Source organism: uncultured Sunxiuqinia sp., assembly GCF_947495665.1.
Taxonomy (GTDB): domain Bacteria; phylum Bacteroidota; class Bacteroidia; order Bacteroidales; family Prolixibacteraceae; genus Sunxiuqinia; species Sunxiuqinia rutila.
Map to the genome: position 1 here is coordinate 1 of NZ_CANLZV010000012.1, position 18,364 is coordinate 18,364.

Sequence of the window (18,364 nt, forward strand, 5' to 3'; positions counted from 1 at the left end):
GGTATGCCCCAAGATGATATAAACCGCCTTGCTGATGACCTGCCCATTCACCCGAACTTTAAAGTGCATCGCATCCAGCCAAATAATGGCGTAAACGGCTTCTAAACGACGTCCCTGCCATTGCTGAATCAAGGGAATAACCTTGTCGGTAATGGCACTTAATTTCCCCACCGAAACATCCATGCCATACAGATCAAGCAAATGCCCCTGAATGTCGGCATAACTCAGCCCCTTGGCATAAAGCGACAGGATGCGGTTTTCAAAAGCTTCTCCAATAACAGTCTGGCGCTTGCGGATCAACTCCGGTTCAAAATCACCGTTACGGTCACGTGGAGTTTCCAACTCAAAACTCCCCTGATCGGTTTTGAGCGTCTTGCGGTTATGCCCGTTACGACGATTCGACTCTTCTGAATCCTTTAAATGATTATCCAGCTCGCCATCTAAGGCCCCTTCCAGAAAATCTTTAAATAAAGGCAATAAAACATTATCCGGACCACTCATCCCTTTGCCGGACTTAAGCCCTTCAAGCGCCTCTTTTTTGAACTTCTCGTAATCAAACTTTTCTTTTCCCATATCATGTAAATTTTAAAACATTCATTTTTGTTTACATGACACAGTTAGTTGAACACTCTCAAGATGACTGCTCTCTTCGAAGTCTCCATCAATCCGTCAATCTGAGCATCCGATAACAGACAATAGACATTAGATTTTAGACAAGAGACAAGGCTAAAGGAGAAAGGAAGAAGGTTAAAGTAAGCAGGCAGCAGCCAGAAGAAAGCCGGAAACGCATGACCCCCAAAACCTGAAAGGCTTTGATCAATTCAACCCGGGGCACAGCGAGCGCACCCCCGGGAAAGCAAGATATTTAGGAAAAAGGCAGTAGGTAGAAGGAGAACTCATGTACTTATACACCCATGAACGTTATAAAAATCCGTCAATCTGAGTATCCGATAACAGATAATAGACATTAGATTTTAGACAAGAGAAGCTAGGGAGAAGAAGGCATGAACGGAAAACTGATAACGGACAACCGACAACTGTGGTGCTCTCGGCCTTCTGGGTACTCATGACTATCGTTTAATCACCATGCATCCGTTATCCTGGGGCGGGGCCAACACGGCATCCGTTTAGCCCAAAGAAAAAGAGGCTGTCCAAAATGAAATGGACAGCCTCTTTAAGTTTATTTTAATTGATTGGAGCGTTTAAAGTCCCCAGTCAATAATCAGTCTATTCTGAAAAACGTGCTTTCAGGTATTCGCGGTTCAAGCGAGAGATGTGTGAGATCGAAATGCTTTTGGGGCACTCTACTTCACAAGCTCCGGTGTTGGTACAACCTCCAAAGCCCAGTTCATCCATTGTGCTGATCATGGCTTTGGCACGACGTTTGGCTTCAATTTTTCCTTGTGGCAACAAAGCCAGCTGGCTCACTTTGGCCGATACAAAAAGCATAGCCGATGAGTTTTTACAAGCCGCAACACAAGCACCACAACCAATACAAGCCGCAGCATCCATCGCTTCTTCAGCAGCCGGACGGGCAATTGGAATGGCGTTGGCATCAGGAACACCTCCGGTATTGACGGATACGTAACCACCGGCACTGATGATCTTGTCAAAAGCCGTACGGTCTACAATCAAGTCTTTGATAACCGGGAAAGCTGCAGCGCGCCAAGGCTCGATGGTAATGGTCTCACCATCTTTAAACTTACGCATGTGCAACTGACATGTTGTAATTTCCTGATCCGGTCCGTGCGGACGTCCATTGATGTACAGTGAACACATTCCGCAGATTCCTTCACGGCAATCGTGGTCAAAGGCAATGGGTTCTTTGTTTTCGTTGACCAACTGCTCGTTCAAAATATCCATCATTTCGAGGAATGAGCTGTCAGTTGAAATATTTGATACCTGGTAGGTTTCGAAGCGGCCTTTCTCTTTGGGACCGTTCTGACGCCAAACCTTAAGCGTGAGATTTATTGTTTTTTCCATGATTGATCTCCTTTTAAAAAGCCATTATTTGTAATTACGTTGAAGCATTTCTACGAATTCATAAACCAGATCTTCCTTATGCATGATCGGCTCTGCATCTTCGCCTTTGTATTCCCAGCAGGATACGTAAGCGAATTTGTCATCCTGACGTAAGGCTTCACCTTCCGGTGTCTGGTATTCCTCGCGGAAGTGACCTCCGCAGGATTCTTCACGGTTCAACGCGTCACGTGCCATTAGTGCACCAATTTCGATGAAATCGGCCAAACGGCTGGCTTTTTCCAATTCAATGTTCATTCCTTCTTTCGATCCCGGAATGCGTACGTTGGTCCAGAACTCTTTTTTGATTTCGGCAATGCGTGTGATGGCTTTTTTCAGACCTTCAGCATTCCGGCCCATACCAACAAAGTCCCACATAACCAATCCAAGCTCTTTGTGAATGCTGTCAACTGAGCGGTTACCTTTAATGCTAAGCAGTTTTTCGAAACGCTCTTTTACCGCTTTTTCAGCTTCCACAAACTCTTTCTCTTCGGTCGTCATTCGTGGCGTACGAATATCGTCAGCGAGGTAGTTCTGAATGGTGTATGGCAATACGAAATAACCATCAGCCAATCCTTGCATCAATGCCGATGCTCCCAAACGGTTTGCACCGTGATCAGAGAAGTTGGCCTCTCCGGCTGCGAACAAGCCCGGAATATTGGTTTGCAATTCATAATCAACCCAGATACCACCCATGGTGTAGTGGATAGCCGGATAAATCATCATTGGTGTTTCGTATGGATTGTCGTCTACAATTTTTTCGTACATCTGGAACAGGTTACCGTAGCGGGCCTCAATCACATCTTTACCTAAGCGGTCGATGGCTGATTTGAAATCCAGGTAAACAGCCAGTCCGGTACCAACACCAAAGCCTGCATCGCAACGCTCTTTGGCGGCGCGTGAAGCTACGTCACGAGGAACCAGGTTCCCGAAAGCAGGATAACGACGCTCCAAATAGTAGTCGCGATCTTCTTCTGCAATCTCTGTTGGTTTTAGTTTTCCGGCGCGAATGGCTTCTGCATCTTCTTTCTTGGCAGGTACCCAAATACGGCCATCATTCCGAAGCGACTCCGACATCAAAGTCAGTTTACTTTGGAATTCGCCATGAACAGGAATACAAGTCGGGTGAATTTGAGCCATACAAGGGTTGGCAAAAATAGCACCTTTGTGGAAGGCTTTCAATGCAGCCGATCCGTTGGATCCCATAGCGTTGGTTGACAGAAAGAAGGTATTTCCATAACCTCCGGTTGCCAGTACAACGGCGTGTCCGAAGTGGCGTTCCAGTTTTCCGGTTACCAGGTCGCGGGTAATAATTCCACGAGCTTTACCGTCAACAATGACGATTTCTACCAACTCGTTGCGGGTGTACATTTGTACGGTGCCTTTGTTTACCTGGCGCATTAAAGCCTGGTAAGCTCCCAACAGCAATTGCTGACCAGTTTGCCCACGGGCATAAAATGTCCGGCTAACCTGAGCACCACCGAACGAACGGTTGTCCAGCAAGCCGCCGTATTCGCGTGCAAAAGGAACACCTTGAGCCACACACTGGTCAATGATTTCGTTGCTCACCTCGGCCAAACGGTAAACGTTAGCTTCGCGGGCACGGTAGTCACCACCTTTAATTGTATCGTAAAACAAACGGTAAACTGAGTCACCGTCGTTGGGGTAGTTTTTGGCTGCGTTAATTCCACCCTGTGCAGCAATCGAGTGCGCACGACGAGGAGAATCCTGGATGGTAAAGTTTTTTACATTGAAGCCCATTTCGCCCAGCGAGGCAGCTGCCGATGCTCCGGCCAATCCGGTACCTACAATGATTACATCCAGTTTACGTTTATTGGAAGGATTCACCAGCTTTTGGTGATCTTTATAATTTGTCCACTTCTGAGCCAATGGCCCTTCGGGTGTTTTTGAATTTAGAATGCTCATAATTTCTTTTCTTTTCGATTAAAACTTAATCTGGAAATACAAAGGAATAACGGAAAATCCGATGGCAATGATGATTGCAAAGATTGTTCCTACAAATTGTAGTCTTTTGAGCCAGATTGTATTGGCAAAACCAATGGTTTGGAAGGCTGACCAAAAGCCGTGAGCCAGGTGTAGTCCAAGTAACACGCCTCCAACAACGTAAATCAGGCTGTAAATCAGACTTTCTTTAAACAAGCCAGCAACCAGGGCATAAGTGTTTTCCATTTCTTCACCGCCTACCATAACATGTGCCAACAGAGGGTCGCCTGTGATTTTAATCTTCCAGAAAAACTGAATAATGTGCATTACCAGGAATACAAAAATTAAAGAGCCCAGGATGAACATGTTACGCGATGCCCAAGTACTCGACTTTGAATTGTTTAACTGTTTGTATCCGATTGGTCGAGCTTTCATGTTCTGAATGGTGACAACAAGTGACCAAATGATGTGTACTAAAAAACCCAAGGCAAGAACCGGTTCCATGATTTTAATCGCCGGGTTAGTCGCCATGAAGTGAGCCCCTTGGTTGAAAAGGTCACCACTGTCATCAAAAATTAAAAGCATGTTGATGCCAAGGTGAACGATAATAAACATCATCAGGAACAGACCTGTAATGCTCATTAAGAACTTTCTTCCAATTGAGGTAGTCAGAAAATTGCTCATAGGATAATAGTTTTATTAAAAATTAATGATTCTCATAAAAGTGCAACAAAAGTAGACTTAACAGGGGTGAACAACAATAAAGTCCCTTCAAAAATAGGTAATTTAAAACGTTTCTAAGAAGGAAACTCCATTAATGTAATTAAAAAGCACCGGCTTAGGCTTTTGTGAAAAGATGACTTGTAAAATTAGTGTTAATAAATCGGATTTTTGCTCCTCGGCAGTTTGCGGGCGAGGAAACTTTTATTTTTTGAATCCGTTTGCTTTTTTCTATTTTTGTAGCGCTTTTTAAGCACTGTCCGTAAAGAAAAGCCATTCAGAAAGTCTGGTCCCGTAGTTCAACGGATAGAATAGCAGTTTCCTAAACTGTAGATATGGGTTCGATTCCCGTCGGGACTACAGAGTGTATGTTTAATCAATTGAAAGAGAGCACATTGGCGGCTCTCTTTCTTGTTTTAGGCAACATACTGGAAACCATTCTCTAAAAAGTGCAAAACTTATCTTTCGGGCTAACATGGATATTTGATATCATAATTTCCGGACAGGAAGCTTGAAAACCTAACCAATAATCAATTGGTGGCTATCATATAACAATATGTTTACTCTCCGTATTGCAGCATTTTGGGCGTTCATATATTCAGAAGTAGATTACCCCTACCGGCATAGAGAAAATTGATTTATCCCCAATACGGGAGGCTTAAAACGAATCTTATTTGAAGTTGGATGTATTGAGCAGAAATGTTTAAGTGCTCTGTCCTATAGCTTTTAATTAAAAAAAAACCGCCCTCATTGCTGAAAGCGGTTTAAAAGTAGCTCTACGGTTAAGACCTACAGAGCAACGACTTCACCTAGGTAAGTACTGTTAGATACTTCAGATTGGTTTTCGTTTTGAAATGCAATGTAGCAGTTCAACTCATCACCGGTGAAAGTAGTAGGCACCATGACTTCCTGGCTTCCGCTGGCACGTGTATTACCACCATTAATGGTTACGGCTTGCTTTTTAGCGCTATTGTAAATTACCAACATCGCTTTGTCTGTTGCCAGTGCTGTTCCTGTACCGGAATTATCCACCCAAGAGAAATCGATTAGCCCTGGGGTTGTTACCAGAACAGATGGATTGAGTGCCCCTGTTAAACTGCCTCTGGATACTAATGCGTCAGCGTAAGTTATGCCATACTCGGGATAAATACCACTAATGGCATTTTGAATGGTGTAAGACATCGCGGCATTAAATGCACTCATTTTAACGGCATAGTCCTTAAACCCGGTTCGAAGAATAGAAGTGAGCGGTTGTAAGAAGTTTAATACCGTTACGAACTTGGTTCGCTGATCTACCTGAGCAGGAGTTCTGGGATTTGCTACACTTATAGGTTTGCTACGCATGTAGTCGATACCTTTCCAACTGCCACCAATGACTGTTCCGACCTTGCCGGAGAATCCACCCAGGATTCCTTGATTGATTACTGCCATACTGTTTCTGTTTTAATTACTTTAATGGACTTGGTAATGAGATGGTATGGCTTAATACCTTTCTCAAAACCATCTATATAAAATTAATCATAAAAAATAACTTTGATTCTTGCCCTTCTATGCTATAGGCTGAGGATGAAAGTGTTTAGTCTTGTATGGCCTGAGTAGGCTTAATTGAACGCTTAGGCACCCGAATTCTGAGGGGATGAAATGGACAAAAGGAAGCGGAATAAATAGATTGTGGGGTGGCATGTGGGTTTATGCCGAACACTTTTGGACAATTTCAGAGCCGAGGCATAACTTTCCTAAGCGGGCCATTAAGCCAAGGAGAAAAAGGTCTGGGGTGAACAGACGGGGTGAACAATAAGCAGGGCAAACCGCAGATTAGGTTTGGGAAGGCAAGGTTGGAGCCGGAACGCAGTGGAGGCATCAATCTTGTGTGGGATGCTGAGGTGGCTGAGCTGAATGCAACGCAGTGGCACGAAGGTCAGTTATACGTCAGTATAGTGCCGGAGTAGCCCGGAGTGGAGAGAAGCGAAGCTACCGCAGGCATAGGACGTTAAACAATGATGCCCTGCACCGCTGAAAGGGAGGTGGGGTCAATGAGGTTTTCAGTACGTGACGGATAGCGGATAAGCAAGCTGGTTGGGTGTGCGGGGTGAGGCAATTTTTACATAATTGACTTATAGGACGGCTTTGGACTGGCGGGGCTTTGTGCGGCTGTTCCTATAAGAAGCGATTATGTAACTATTGCTATGGGTTGTTTGTTTTTGGCGCAAGGACACCAGGGGCGCATTGGCGTGACCGTCTTTTTGTTTCTGTGTGTAGGGAATAGCTTTTGGGCTTTGAGGGACGAAAAGACCAAGTGCTATTGGTGGGTTAGCCTTACAAAAAGTGTGACGAAAACAAACAACAGAAGGGCTGGCGTGAGTTGGCAATTCTGGTTGAGAAACGTGATAGGCAGACGGAGCCCAGTTTTTGTTTCTGATTGATTTGCCTCAAGGAGTAACGTGTTCTGATTTGTTTTACAGACTTTGTGTTTTGCGACTTTAGAGACGTTATTTTGTTTGAGTGGACACCTATATCATCTGCCGGAAAATTCGGGGTCTGAGGGAAGCAGAGCATACTTATTTTAAAGGATTAGGGCACTTTAAACCGGGTATTAAAACAAGCTTTGTTGACTAAAATCCAATTCAGGATAAACTACTTTTGCATTGGCTTCGGGGATATTCCCAACAGCATTCTTTCCCCTTAGAGAGCCGACTGTATAGGAATCCATTTGGTCTTGACTGTATGGTTTTATCAAATCTTTTATTAGTTGTTTGTCGGAATCAGACTTTATCGGTTTAAGCCATGTCTGCGTAGTTTTCCGGTAGAATTAATGGCATTCGAGGGCCTTGTAATTTAGGGTTATTGTGAATCTTTGCCATCATAAGGTTGGCTTTGGTGGTGTCGATAGGCGACTTGCTGCGGGGAGATTGTTCGGCTGGGATTTGGAGAGGAGTAGAAGGGTAACGGCATGACTCTTCACAGGGCTTATTTTTTTGAGTGGATGGCTGCGTTGTTTAGAGTGAGATCGTGGGTTCTGCGGGAGGAGAGCTGTGTTATTTGGGTAGAATGGTGAGAGGTGAACCGAGCCAAATGTAAATGTTTTTGGTAAGCTTGGTTTTTGAAACAATAAATATCTATTTTTATGCACAGTAATTAGTTAACCTATAAACCAACAACCAATGAAGGAACCAGCTTGCGGACACTAAGCTCATGCCACCAGTGTTTCTGCCAAGGACGATACAACCAGATAAAACCAATATATTCACAGGGCTTTGGATAAGCAAACGTTAGTCACAATTGCAATGAAATTATACAATGACTTTACGGGTAAATTTCAAATGGATATTCCATTAGATTGGGAATATAAAAATCCTGCGTTGTAAAGAAAAACAGAAGAAGGGACAGGGGGTTTTGAAAATACGAGATAGAAGCCGATGTTTGATTATTTTTGCGGCTAAAGCTTTATGCGGGAATGGAGAGAATCAAAGATATACTTGAAGAAAATGGAATAAGAAATATGCTTGAATTTGATGAAAAGGAATTATTAATATCCAATAAAGAAAATTAAACGGGTGCGAACTGGAATCGATATACTAGAAAATGAAATAGTCGCTCAGTACCCTGATGTACTCGATAAACTACTGCGTGACCACACAACTCAAAAAAATATTTTTTGGGCTACTAACAACTATGAAAATCTTGGAGCACCATACAATTCTGATGCTTACATCTTACCAGAATTAATTACAGGAGAAAACGGCAATATTATCATGCCTAGAATTCATAAAGACAAGATTTTGCAACAGACCAGATCCAAAGAAATGGCAGAGGTATTTACCCCATCTTGGATATGCAACGCGCAGAATAACCTAATTGACAATGCATGGTTCGGAAAAGAAGGAGTTTTCAATCAAGAAAGAACGATGGCTGACGGAACCAAAGGTTGGGAAATAAACACGGATAAAATCACTTTTCCGAAAGGCAAAACTTGGAAAGGTTATGTGAGAGATACACGGTTAGAAATTGCTTGTGGAGAAGCTCCTTATATCACTAGTCGCTATGACAGTACAACGGGAGAATTCATTCCTATTCAAAATAGAGTTGGAATTTTAGACCGTAAGTTGAGAGTGATTAACGAAAATGTCGATTCTACAGGTGAATGGCTAAAAGCAGCTCAAACGGCTTACAAAAACACCTATGCTTTCGAATGGCAAGGCGATAGCTTACTACTCGCAAGAGAAGCCATGCTTGCCACTTTTATTGAAAATTACACAGTTAAATTTGAAAAAGAGCCATTGCTAAAATCAATTCAATATATAGCCTACATTATTTCTTGGAATGTATGGCAAATGGATGGACTGAAAGGCGTAATTCCAAACAGTTGTGGCCATAAAACGGAGACAATCGTAAATCTTTTTGGAGAAACGGAGACCAAACACACTTTTTGCGAAGGTTGCGAGAAAGGTAATATCCAAAAACACAACGGTATATATGCTCTAATAAAGGATTGGTCAAATAAAGATTCAAAAACAGGTAAAATGGGCAGAAAAATCAGGTTCATTGACCTATTAAATCATCGCGGAAAATGAAGTTTACATCATCTTTAAAACTCAAGTTAATCTATGTTTTCCGCATCAATGATGCAGCGCACAGCGGTTGTTTGAAAATTGGAGAAGCAACTTCTGATAGTGAGAATATTTTAGGACTAGAACCAAATAGTTCAAAGCTTAATGCTGCTGCAAAAAAACGGATAAATAGTTACACTCAAACGGCTGGAATTGCATATGACCTACTTTACACTGAAGTTACTGTCTATCCAAAGAATGGTGTTCTACATTCGTTTTCTGATCATGAGGTGAGAAACGTGCTTTCAAGATCAGGTTTAAAAAAGAAAGTATTTGACATTGAAAACAAAGCCAATGAGTGGTTTGTAACTGATTTGGAGACTGTTAAAAAAGCAATCACCGCAGTAAAAGAGGGTAAAGATTCGCTTCATGCCAGTGAAGTTTCAAAAAGCCAAAACCCAATTGTTTTCAGACCTGAACAAAAAGAGGCCATTGAAAAGACCATAAAGCAGTTTAAAAAAAGTAATGAAATGCTTTGGTTCGCAAAAATGCGTTTTGGAAAAACCCTTTCTGCTTTGCAAGTTGTAAAGGAACATGAATTCACTAGAACGCTTATTCTAACACATCGCCCTGTTGTTGATAAGGGTTGGTTTGAAGACTTTGGAAAAATATTCTATGATACGCCACAGTATTCGTATGGTTCAAAAAATCAAGGTAATCAGTTTGCCACACTAGAAAGAGTATGTAAAAAAGGAAATTCCAAGTACATCTATTTTGCATCCATGCAAGACCTTAGAGGTTCAGAATTGGTAGGTGGCAACTTTAATAAAAATGATGAAATCTTTGGAACAACTTGGGATTTCGTAATTGTAGATGAAGCACATGAAGGCACACAAACTGAACTAGGAACAAATGTGCTTAGAGAGCTTAAGAAGGAAAACACAAAGGTGTTACACCTTTCAGGAACACCTTTCAATTTGCTCGACAATTACCAAGAAGAAGAAATATATACTTGGGATTATGTAATGGAACAAAAAGCCAAAGCAGATTGGGATAAAATTCACTTTGGCGACCCAAACCCATATGCGTCACTGCCAAAACTCAATATTTTCACTTACGACCTTGGTAAATTACTACACGGCTATATTGACGAAGAAGTGGCATTTAATTTCCGTGAGTTTTTTAGAGTGAATGAAACGGGAAGTTTTCTTCACGAGAAAGACGTGTTTTCATTCTTAAATCTTATTTGTAAATCGGATACTGAAAGCAATTACCCCTATTCAACAGTAGAATATCGTAATAATTTCAGGCATTCGCTTTGGATGGTGCCAGGAGTGAAAGAGGCCAAAGCACTGAGTGCCATGCTTAAAACGCATCCTGTCTTTAGTCAATTTGACATTGTAAATGTAGCGGGTGATGGTGATGAAGAGGAAGCCAATGAAGAAGCCCTTAAAAAAGTAGAAAAAGCCATTAGCGACAATCCGCATGAAACCTACACCATTACGCTTTCTTGTGGACGTTTAACTACGGGTGTTTCTGTAAAAGCTTGGACGGCTGTTTTTATGCTTTCAGGCTCACACAATACTTCGGCTTCTGCATATATGCAAACCATTTTTAGAGTACAAACACCAGCTACTATTAACGGTAAAGTAAAGGAAGAGTGCTTTGTTTTTGACTTTGCGCCTGACCGAACACTTAAAGTCATTGCCGAAACGGCTAAAGTTTCAGCCAAGGCAGGAAAGACCACAGGCGAAGACCGCAAAATTATGGGTGAGTTCTTGAACTTCTGCCCCATAATCGCCTTTGACGGTTCACGCATGACTGATTATGATGTGAATGGAATGCTCGAACAACTCAAGAAAGTGTATATCGAGCGGGTGGTAAACAATGGTTTTGAAGACACACATCTTTACAATAGAGACCAATTGATGCAATTGGATGATGTGGAAGTAGAGGAATTCAATGGGCTTAAAAAAGTGATTGGAAGCACCAAAGCCATGCCCAAAAGCAAAGACATAGAAGTAAACAAACAGGGTTTTACAGAAGAAGATTACGAGCAGATAGAACAAGCCCAAAAGAAGAAGAAAAAAGAACTCAGCCCCGAAGACAAAGCACTTTTGGAACGGTACAATGAGCAGAAAAAAATGCGTGATACCGCAGTTTCTATTCTTCGTGGCATTTCTATTCGCATGCCTTTATTGATTTACGGTGCGGATGTAAAAAACGAAGAAACAGAAATATCCATAGACAACTTTACGGATTTGGTGGATGACCAATCTTGGGAAGAATTTATGCCTAAAGGCGTAGATAAAGCCACCTTTAAAAAATTCAAAAAGTATTACGAGCCGGATGTTTTTCGTGCTGCAGGAAAACGCATCAGGGCTTTGGCTCGTGCTACCGACCATGTGACGATTGAAGAACGAATAGAGCGCATTACCCATATTTTCGGCACCTTCAGAAACCCCGACAAAGAAACCGTGTTGACGCCTTGGCGTGTAGTGAATATGCACTTAGGCGACTGTTTGGGCGGTTATGTCTTTTTGGATGAAGCCCGTGAAAAAACAATCGGACATCCGAATTTTACATCACAAGGTCAAGTAACCGAAGAGGTTTTTGCCACAGATGCACATATTCTCGAAATCAATTCCAAATCGGGGCTTTATCCTTTGTATGTGGCGTATTCCATTTTCCGAAACCGTATCAAGGAACAATATCCCGATAAAGAACCAAACACGCTTACGGTGGAGCAACAACAAGAATTGTGGGATAAGACCGTAGCAGAAAATGTGTTTGTACTCTGCAAAACTCCCATGGCAAAAAGTATTACCAAACGCACTTTGGTAGGTTTTAGAGCAGCCAATGTAAACACGCACTATTTTGAAGACATGGTGCGACAAATTACCCAACGTCCTGAAAAGTTTATTGCAAAAATCAAAAAAGGACAATCTTATTGGAAAGCAAATAAAAACAACAACATGAAATTTAACGCAATCGTAGGCAATCCGCCTTATATGGAAATGGACGGTGGTGCACAAGCAAGTGCAAAACCTATTTACAACGAGTTTGTAGATATTGCCAAGAAAATTGAACCTGAATATATATCTATGATTATGCCTACAAGGTGGTATTCAGGCGGCAAAGGACTTGATGATTTTCGTGAGTCTATGATAAAAGACAAAAGGCTTGCTATTTTGCACGATTACTTGAATCCAGATCAGATTTTCCCAAAAACCAACATCCGAGGTGGAATTTGTTATTTCTTATGGGATAAAGGATATGGTAAAAATGGAGAACTAACTAAAGTAGTTACTCACCGAGATGGTGAAGAGCCAACATCAATAATGCGTTCTTTAAAGAGCGGAGAAACAGATATTTTTATAAGGCATAAAATTGCTTTAGATATTTTAGAAAAAGTAAAGGTTCACACAGAATTTAAAAGCTTTGAAAAACACGTTTCTGCAAGAAAGCCTTTTGGACTTGATGGAGCTTTTTCCAACAGCAAAAGTTTCAAGACTTCCAAAGAAGGTTTAATAGAGCCACTGATTTGCTATGGCAAAGCAAAGGCCGTTGGTTACGTTGAAAAAGGTAATTTTAATTTTAAGGATTCTCTGATAAATGCTTTTAAAGTATTTACTCCCTACGCCAATAATATTGGTACAGAATTGAATGACGACAACTTAAACACATTTATTGGCATGCCAGGTTCAATTTGTACGGAGACTTTTATTATGCTTGGGCATAATCTAAAATTGAATGAAACTTCTGCGGCTAATCTATCAAAGTATTTTTCATCAAAATTTTCTAGATTCCTTCACAGCTTAGCTAAAGCTAGTCAGCACGGAACAGCAAAAACTTACAAGTTTGTTCCCGTTCAAGATTTCACCAGCAACTCAGACATTGATTGGACAAAATCCATTCCTGAAATAGACCAGCAGTTGTACAAAAAGTACCAATTGAGTGCTGAGGAAATGGCGTTTATAGAAAGTATGATCAAGCCGATGGCGTAATGAAGAGGGATGAAAAGTAGATTTCTGATTGACTGGGAGTAATTTTGCAAAAGATATTTTAGCTCAAAATGCTGAGGAATGTTTTTCTTGTGATGGTGAATCCGACGCTGTTATTCAAGGCAGTCATTAAGCTGTGGGAGGAAAAGTTTTTTGGATGGTTTTGGTTGGGAGAAAGAGTCTGTGGGGGCTGGAGAAGAAAACAACAGGGATGCTAATCTATAAAGCATCCCTGCTATTGTTTTGCTATTTGCCAAGTATGCGTTTGGCAAATTCAAGGATTCTCTTATAAACCGTTCTCACTTGCTGGATGAAAAGCAGAGCAAAGAGGAATAGCAGCGTATCTGTGGTAATAAGTGCAGCTGGGTTAAATATTATTGCCATAGTTTTTTGGTTTAGTTTATTTGACTGGTATTAGGTTGCAAACATTCTCGGGTCTTAGCTCTTCGATTTTATAAGGAGGTTTGGTTCCGATGAATATCTCGGTTTCCTCCTTTACAATAAGCTCCAAACGCTTCATATAAGAATTAGGACACATTACGCAATCATGCACTGGAAATATTGGTATTCCGGGGAACTCCTTTATAAAACGAGGTACAATCCTCTCAAGAACCAATATCGCTTCAATATTCGACAGAGTACGATTAAGGTTCCTGTGATCTTTTGTTTTTAATGATTCAAAATATTCGATCACGGTGGGGAAATAAGTCTTCCACAGTTTATACGGAACTGTATAATCGCGATAGTAATTTTTCTTGCTTGTATCACTATTCAGAACAGTAAAAATCAGCCGCTTTGCTTTTGGTTTTTTAATATCCTCATAGCCCTGCTGCTTCCTTAACTCGGAGACCATAAATTTATAAAATTGATTATTATCGACTAGCTCAATATACTTCCGAACGTCTGTATTCATCGCTGTTGTAGAACTTTTTCCAAACATATATGAAGAGGCTGTGTAAGTTGTATGTGTGAAATGAGGTGGGGGTGTACTGTTACTGTTGTTCGTTTTTACCAACTCATTTATGGGCTCAGGGGTAGAGTTCTTAACCTTCTGGCTTAAATTCCAATAACAGACTTTATCGCCCGTTGAAGTATTAGTATAAAAGTCAGGAGCAAATAGAACCCTTGACAAAAAAAGCTGACTACCTGAAAAATCGAGTTGAGAAAAACTCTCCCCGTGAAATTTGAGAAAATGGCGATAGCCACCTCTACAGATTGCCCACTGTGGATAAAGTCTCTTATCTCCAAAATCATCGGGGAAGCTACATTTCGCGAATATACCCTCGGAATACCGACGAACAACAATCCGCTCTCGGTCTCTATCGAAAGTACATATTTTCCCTTTTCTATTCCTATACCTTTCAGGCTGTTTTGCAATCCACTGCAAAGCATTTTCCTCATCAAATTCTATCAATGAATTAAAACCATCTAAGGACTCAATTAAGGGGTGATATTTAATAGTATTCCTATTTTTTCTGGGCTTGTACGGATTATTCCTATACTTCACTTCTTTGTATCGCCCTTTGTAATTTGAAGAATATTTATAACCCCTGCTCTTTTCTCCGGGGGTATAATTTGTCCGATCTAAAATACCATTAAGCCATAAGTAGTCAAGAATCTTAGAAGCACCTTTTATATGTTTATTGATAGCTTCCGAATTAATCACAACAAAACCTTCACTATTTACCAGATCTCTTGATTTAATAGGCAGCTCTACTAATAAGCCAAGCAAATAATACCAGTGATCGAGAAAGGAATCAAACGTTGGAGGTGTCTGTGCTAATTTTTCTTCTAATTCCAATTTCTCAGGTATATAGGCAATGCAAATTTTCCCGGATGTTTTACGTTTAATACTATTCGGGAGAGCTATGGAGTCCTTTACCCCACGTCCCAATAGGTTAGACACTTCCATACCTATTCGTTTAACGGGATTAAGCTTTGTTCTATTTCGTGCCGCTTATAATAGACACGACTGCCAATACCATATGAGCGAAGTTTGCGTTTCTTTGTCCAAATGGAAATTGTGCACAGATTGACCTTTAGCAGGTCAGCCACTTCGTTGCGGGTTAAATACTGGGTTGGTTCTTTGGGCTGAAAGTTTTGAGCCAGACTTTCTAACTGTTGTTTTACACCGCTTAGAATAGCTTGTTGTAATTCTTCTGGTGTTACTTGGATCAATTGAATTTGTTGTACCATAAACTTTAATTTTTTAGTTCATGATGCAACTATAATATGGGTAAATTGAGGGTAAACTATGGGTATTACCCTATTTTATTGAATAGCGTAAAAAGTTATTCTTTAGGCTTAAAAAAGGCGGGGTCAATCTTTAGTTCAGATAAAATCCTATTAAACTCTCCTCTGGCTGTATCATTAATTTTATTATTCTGTTTCCCATTTTTGGTATCATTCATCATTTTTCTCAAGTTTTCTGCATCTATATCTGTGAATTTACTTATTAATGCTGCAAGCCTCTTTTCGCTACATCCAACCGTGACTCTGCCTTTTAGAAAATCAATTATTCCAAGTTCATGAAGCATCACAAATTTTTCAGGAGGCGTTAAGCCAATATGCTCATCTTTATGAGCTTTATTGAATCCGTCTTTTAGTTTATCTTCTAAATAACAGTACTCAATTTCTGGCTTAATAATTTCATATCCAAGTTTTTCAGACAAGAAAGATAGTTTCTTTTTGGTAGCCGCTTTAATGTTTGAGAATTGACTGTGATTTAAAAAGTCAATATTCATAGAATGCTTGGATGGCAGACTTGCTCCTTTATTAATTACAGAATATGAAAGATAAAATCCATCTGGTCTAATATTCTTTAGAATCTTTTCTTTTTCAATTTCTAAAAAATCAGATTCTGAAAGTTCTAAATTCTCTTCAAGAAATTTACCTAATCTTTTGCCATATGTTTCTGTATAAACAACCGAAGGGCAATAATCCCAGTAAAATTGTTCCTTGTTGCTTAATGTGAAAAGTTTTTCAAAGCAGGAAATCAGTTTGAAGCATAAATGCTGAACGTCTGGATTCTTTTTTTCTAAAGTAAGTTCTAACAAATCTACAAAAAGCAAGAATCCGTTTAGAGTGGATTCAGCTTCTGAGTTAAAGGACAATTCACCTAGGCTGTTGTAATCTAATATCATAGGAACATCAATTAGCTTTTTAAAATGGTCGGCAATTAATCCATAGCGACCTCCTAAATTTAAAGAATATGTACTTAGTTGACTAATTTTCGAACCTTAGTTTTATTCTCTTCTCTTTGTTTTGCCAATTTTGTCCAATAATCTGCCTGTTGTTCAAGGTAATCAGGTGAACTTTTACCAATGTATTCGAGGAATTGTTTCTCGGTGCTGTGTGCCGTTATATCCTTTAAAATAGAGGTTGGAATATCGCCGTAGAAATTGGTAGCAAAAGAACGGCGGCAAACATGAGAGGATAAAAGCATCCATTTTGGGTAAGCTCCCTGAATTTTACGGTTGGTTTCCTTGTCATTCCATCCACCCTTAGTAATCTTAGTGATTCCGGCTTCTTTGGCTACGTCTTTGATGTGGAGATTGAATTTCACATCACTAATCGCTCTAGGAAAGTTACCATTTCGCTTATCCAGTATTTCTTTTACCTGCGGAGGCATCGCAATAGCGACCTTTTTACCTGTTTTTTGCTGTTCTAATTCAATCACTTCAAGACCGTTTCTATTTTGAACGTTTAACCGAGTGAGGCGAAGTAAATCAGAAACCCGCTGACCAATGAAACAACCTATAATAAGCCAATCCCGGGTATTATCTAAAGCTTCTCGCTTAAAGGTTGCATTCTTTATTTGCTCAATTTCATCGAAATCAAGGTAAATCGGTGTTACTTTCTCTGCATAACCTTGTATCTCATTAACCTGCTTATGTGTTTCAACATACTTGTACTTATTAGCATACAAGCAGACTGTTTTCAAAGCCTTTACATAGCGACCAATAGAGTTTGTATTTAGTTTTTCTTCCTCTGCTAAATACTTTTCAAATTGGGCAACGAAATCAAGCCCGACATCCTTTACCTTAAATTGCTTGCCTTTATGAGCCTGAAAGCCTTCAATTTTGACCTTTAAAGCTTTGTATTTCTTTATGGTATTCTCGGCTACCCCTTTTACTTTGATGCCATTCTTGGAGTATAGCTTGAAGGGCAGATAGGCAATGTAATCGTTAAAGGCTGCTAATAAGCGGTCGGTTTCTGTTTCTTCAGCTTTATTCTGGAAGGCATTAACCTGTCTTTCGAGCCAATCGCCATCGATGGGCCCTTCTTTTACATCGACATTGTAGTTGTCTTGAATCAGGGTGCTAAGCTTCTCCAAATCGCGTTTTAAGACTTTTAGCTTCTCATTGTCTCTGGGAATAGGCATACCTTTAGAAGTGCTCCAATTCCCGGGATCAATGAAGTAATTTGTTCTTCGCTTGAAAACATTGCTGCGGTCGATAGAAAACCTTACGTAAATTGTAGCGTTCTCTTTTCTGCTTTGAAGGAAGTATTTTATTGTTGCCATAGGTAAAAAATTGGTATGTATAAATTTACAAAACAGTGTCAGCTTAGGCAACATTTAGGCAACCAAATCGCAATCACATCCAATTTATTCCAATTTAAATCAATTCCCAAAAACAATAAAAAGCTCTGAAGGTATTGTTTTTGCTGACTTGCAAGAGATTATGCGGGGGTTTAGTGATTTGAAGAAATAGGTAGTTCCTACTTCCGTCGGGACTACAAAGCCTACTGACTATCAGTGGGCTTTTGTTTTTTGCCCCCGCTATTGCACCCTCTTGTGGGTTGGGTTTAGTCAATAGTTCTACAAGTTGTCTCGAATTGTAGCATAAAACTAATGATTAAAAATTTCTTCTTGTGTCTTGCTCAAATATTTCTCAAGAAACAATGGATTTATAGATGAAATTACCGGGGGGGGGTGTTTTCCCATGTTGTAAAATTTCATATTCTGAATATAGCAGGTTGGCGTGCTTTTAATACAAATGATTTGTGTTTTCTATTGAAGTAGAAACTAGAATAATATAATGGCTGATATTACACATAGATTAGGAGTGTCTACAATAGCCGTCCATCGTATAATGCTGAATATTATAGTTGCTTAGGTATTGATTT

Annotated in this window: 11 protein-coding genes and 1 tRNA gene; 3 read left to right on the forward strand and 9 right to left on the reverse strand. The window is 40.3% G+C overall.

The window, feature by feature from the left end:
- From Q1A18_RS14000 to Q1A18_RS14015, 4 genes are all read right to left on the reverse strand, one after another.
- Positions 1–573: transposase (locus Q1A18_RS14000; protein WP_299581644.1), on the reverse strand; the 573-nt coding region annotated here is incomplete at its 3' end.
- A 654-nt stretch (positions 574–1,227) separates the two neighbouring features.
- Positions 1,228–1,983 (reverse strand): succinate dehydrogenase/fumarate reductase iron-sulfur subunit, encoded by a 756-nt coding sequence (locus tag Q1A18_RS14005; protein ID WP_299581647.1) that lies wholly within the window; start codon positions 1,981–1,983, stop codon positions 1,228–1,230.
- A gap of 24 nt (positions 1,984–2,007) precedes the next feature.
- The gene (locus tag Q1A18_RS14010) at positions 2,008–3,945 is read right to left on the reverse strand and encodes a fumarate reductase/succinate dehydrogenase flavoprotein subunit (RefSeq protein WP_299581650.1); all 1,938 of its coding nucleotides are present in this window, start codon (positions 3,943–3,945) and stop codon (positions 2,008–2,010) included.
- Positions 3,946–3,963: 18 nt separating this feature from the next.
- Positions 3,964–4,647: a succinate dehydrogenase cytochrome b subunit gene (locus Q1A18_RS14015; protein ID WP_299581653.1), complete on the reverse strand. Its 684-nt coding sequence runs from the start codon at positions 4,645–4,647 to the stop codon at positions 3,964–3,966.
- A gap of 324 nt (positions 4,648–4,971) precedes the next feature.
- Here Q1A18_RS14015 and Q1A18_RS14020 point away from each other — a divergent pair.
- Positions 4,972–5,043 (forward strand) — tRNA-Arg (locus tag Q1A18_RS14020).
- A 429-nt stretch (positions 5,044–5,472) separates the two neighbouring features.
- Here Q1A18_RS14020 and Q1A18_RS14025 read toward each other — a convergent pair.
- Positions 5,473–6,114: a DUF6266 family protein gene (locus tag Q1A18_RS14025; RefSeq protein WP_299581656.1), complete on the reverse strand. Its 642-nt coding sequence runs from the start codon at positions 6,112–6,114 to the stop codon at positions 5,473–5,475.
- A 2,123-nt stretch (positions 6,115–8,237) separates the two neighbouring features.
- Here Q1A18_RS14025 and Q1A18_RS14030 point away from each other — a divergent pair.
- Complete coding sequence (locus tag Q1A18_RS14030) at positions 8,238–9,254, forward strand: hypothetical protein (protein ID WP_299581659.1); 1,017 nt, start codon at positions 8,238–8,240, stop codon at positions 9,252–9,254.
- Complete coding sequence (locus Q1A18_RS14035; protein WP_299581662.1) at positions 9,251–13,237, forward strand: Eco57I restriction-modification methylase domain-containing protein; 3,987 nt, start codon at positions 9,251–9,253, stop codon at positions 13,235–13,237. Before Q1A18_RS14030 ends, Q1A18_RS14035 begins: the two co-directional genes overlap by 4 nt.
- Before the next feature lie 397 nt (positions 13,238–13,634).
- Here Q1A18_RS14035 and Q1A18_RS14040 read toward each other — a convergent pair whose 3' ends face one another.
- The 4 genes from Q1A18_RS14040 to Q1A18_RS14055 all read right to left on the reverse strand — a co-directional run bounded on the left by Q1A18_RS14040 (position 13,635) and on the right by Q1A18_RS14055 (position 17,759).
- A complete protein-coding gene (locus tag Q1A18_RS14040; RefSeq protein WP_299581665.1) occupies positions 13,635–15,146 on the reverse strand; it encodes a hypothetical protein in 1,512 nt (503 codons plus the stop codon).
- A 2-nt stretch (positions 15,147–15,148) separates the two neighbouring features.
- Positions 15,149–15,430 carry a helix-turn-helix domain-containing protein gene (locus Q1A18_RS14045; RefSeq protein WP_299581668.1) on the reverse strand — a complete coding sequence of 94 codons (282 nt, stop codon included), beginning with the start codon at positions 15,428–15,430 and terminating at the stop codon, positions 15,149–15,151.
- Between the two features lie 95 nt (positions 15,431–15,525).
- Positions 15,526–16,377: a hypothetical protein gene (locus Q1A18_RS14050; RefSeq protein WP_299581671.1), complete on the reverse strand. Its 852-nt coding sequence runs from the start codon at positions 16,375–16,377 to the stop codon at positions 15,526–15,528.
- A gap of 74 nt (positions 16,378–16,451) precedes the next feature.
- Entirely contained in the window at positions 16,452–17,759 is a 1,308-nt protein-coding gene (locus Q1A18_RS14055; protein ID WP_299581674.1) for a phage integrase SAM-like domain-containing protein, read from the reverse strand.
- Positions 17,760–18,364: the final 605 nt, after the last annotated feature.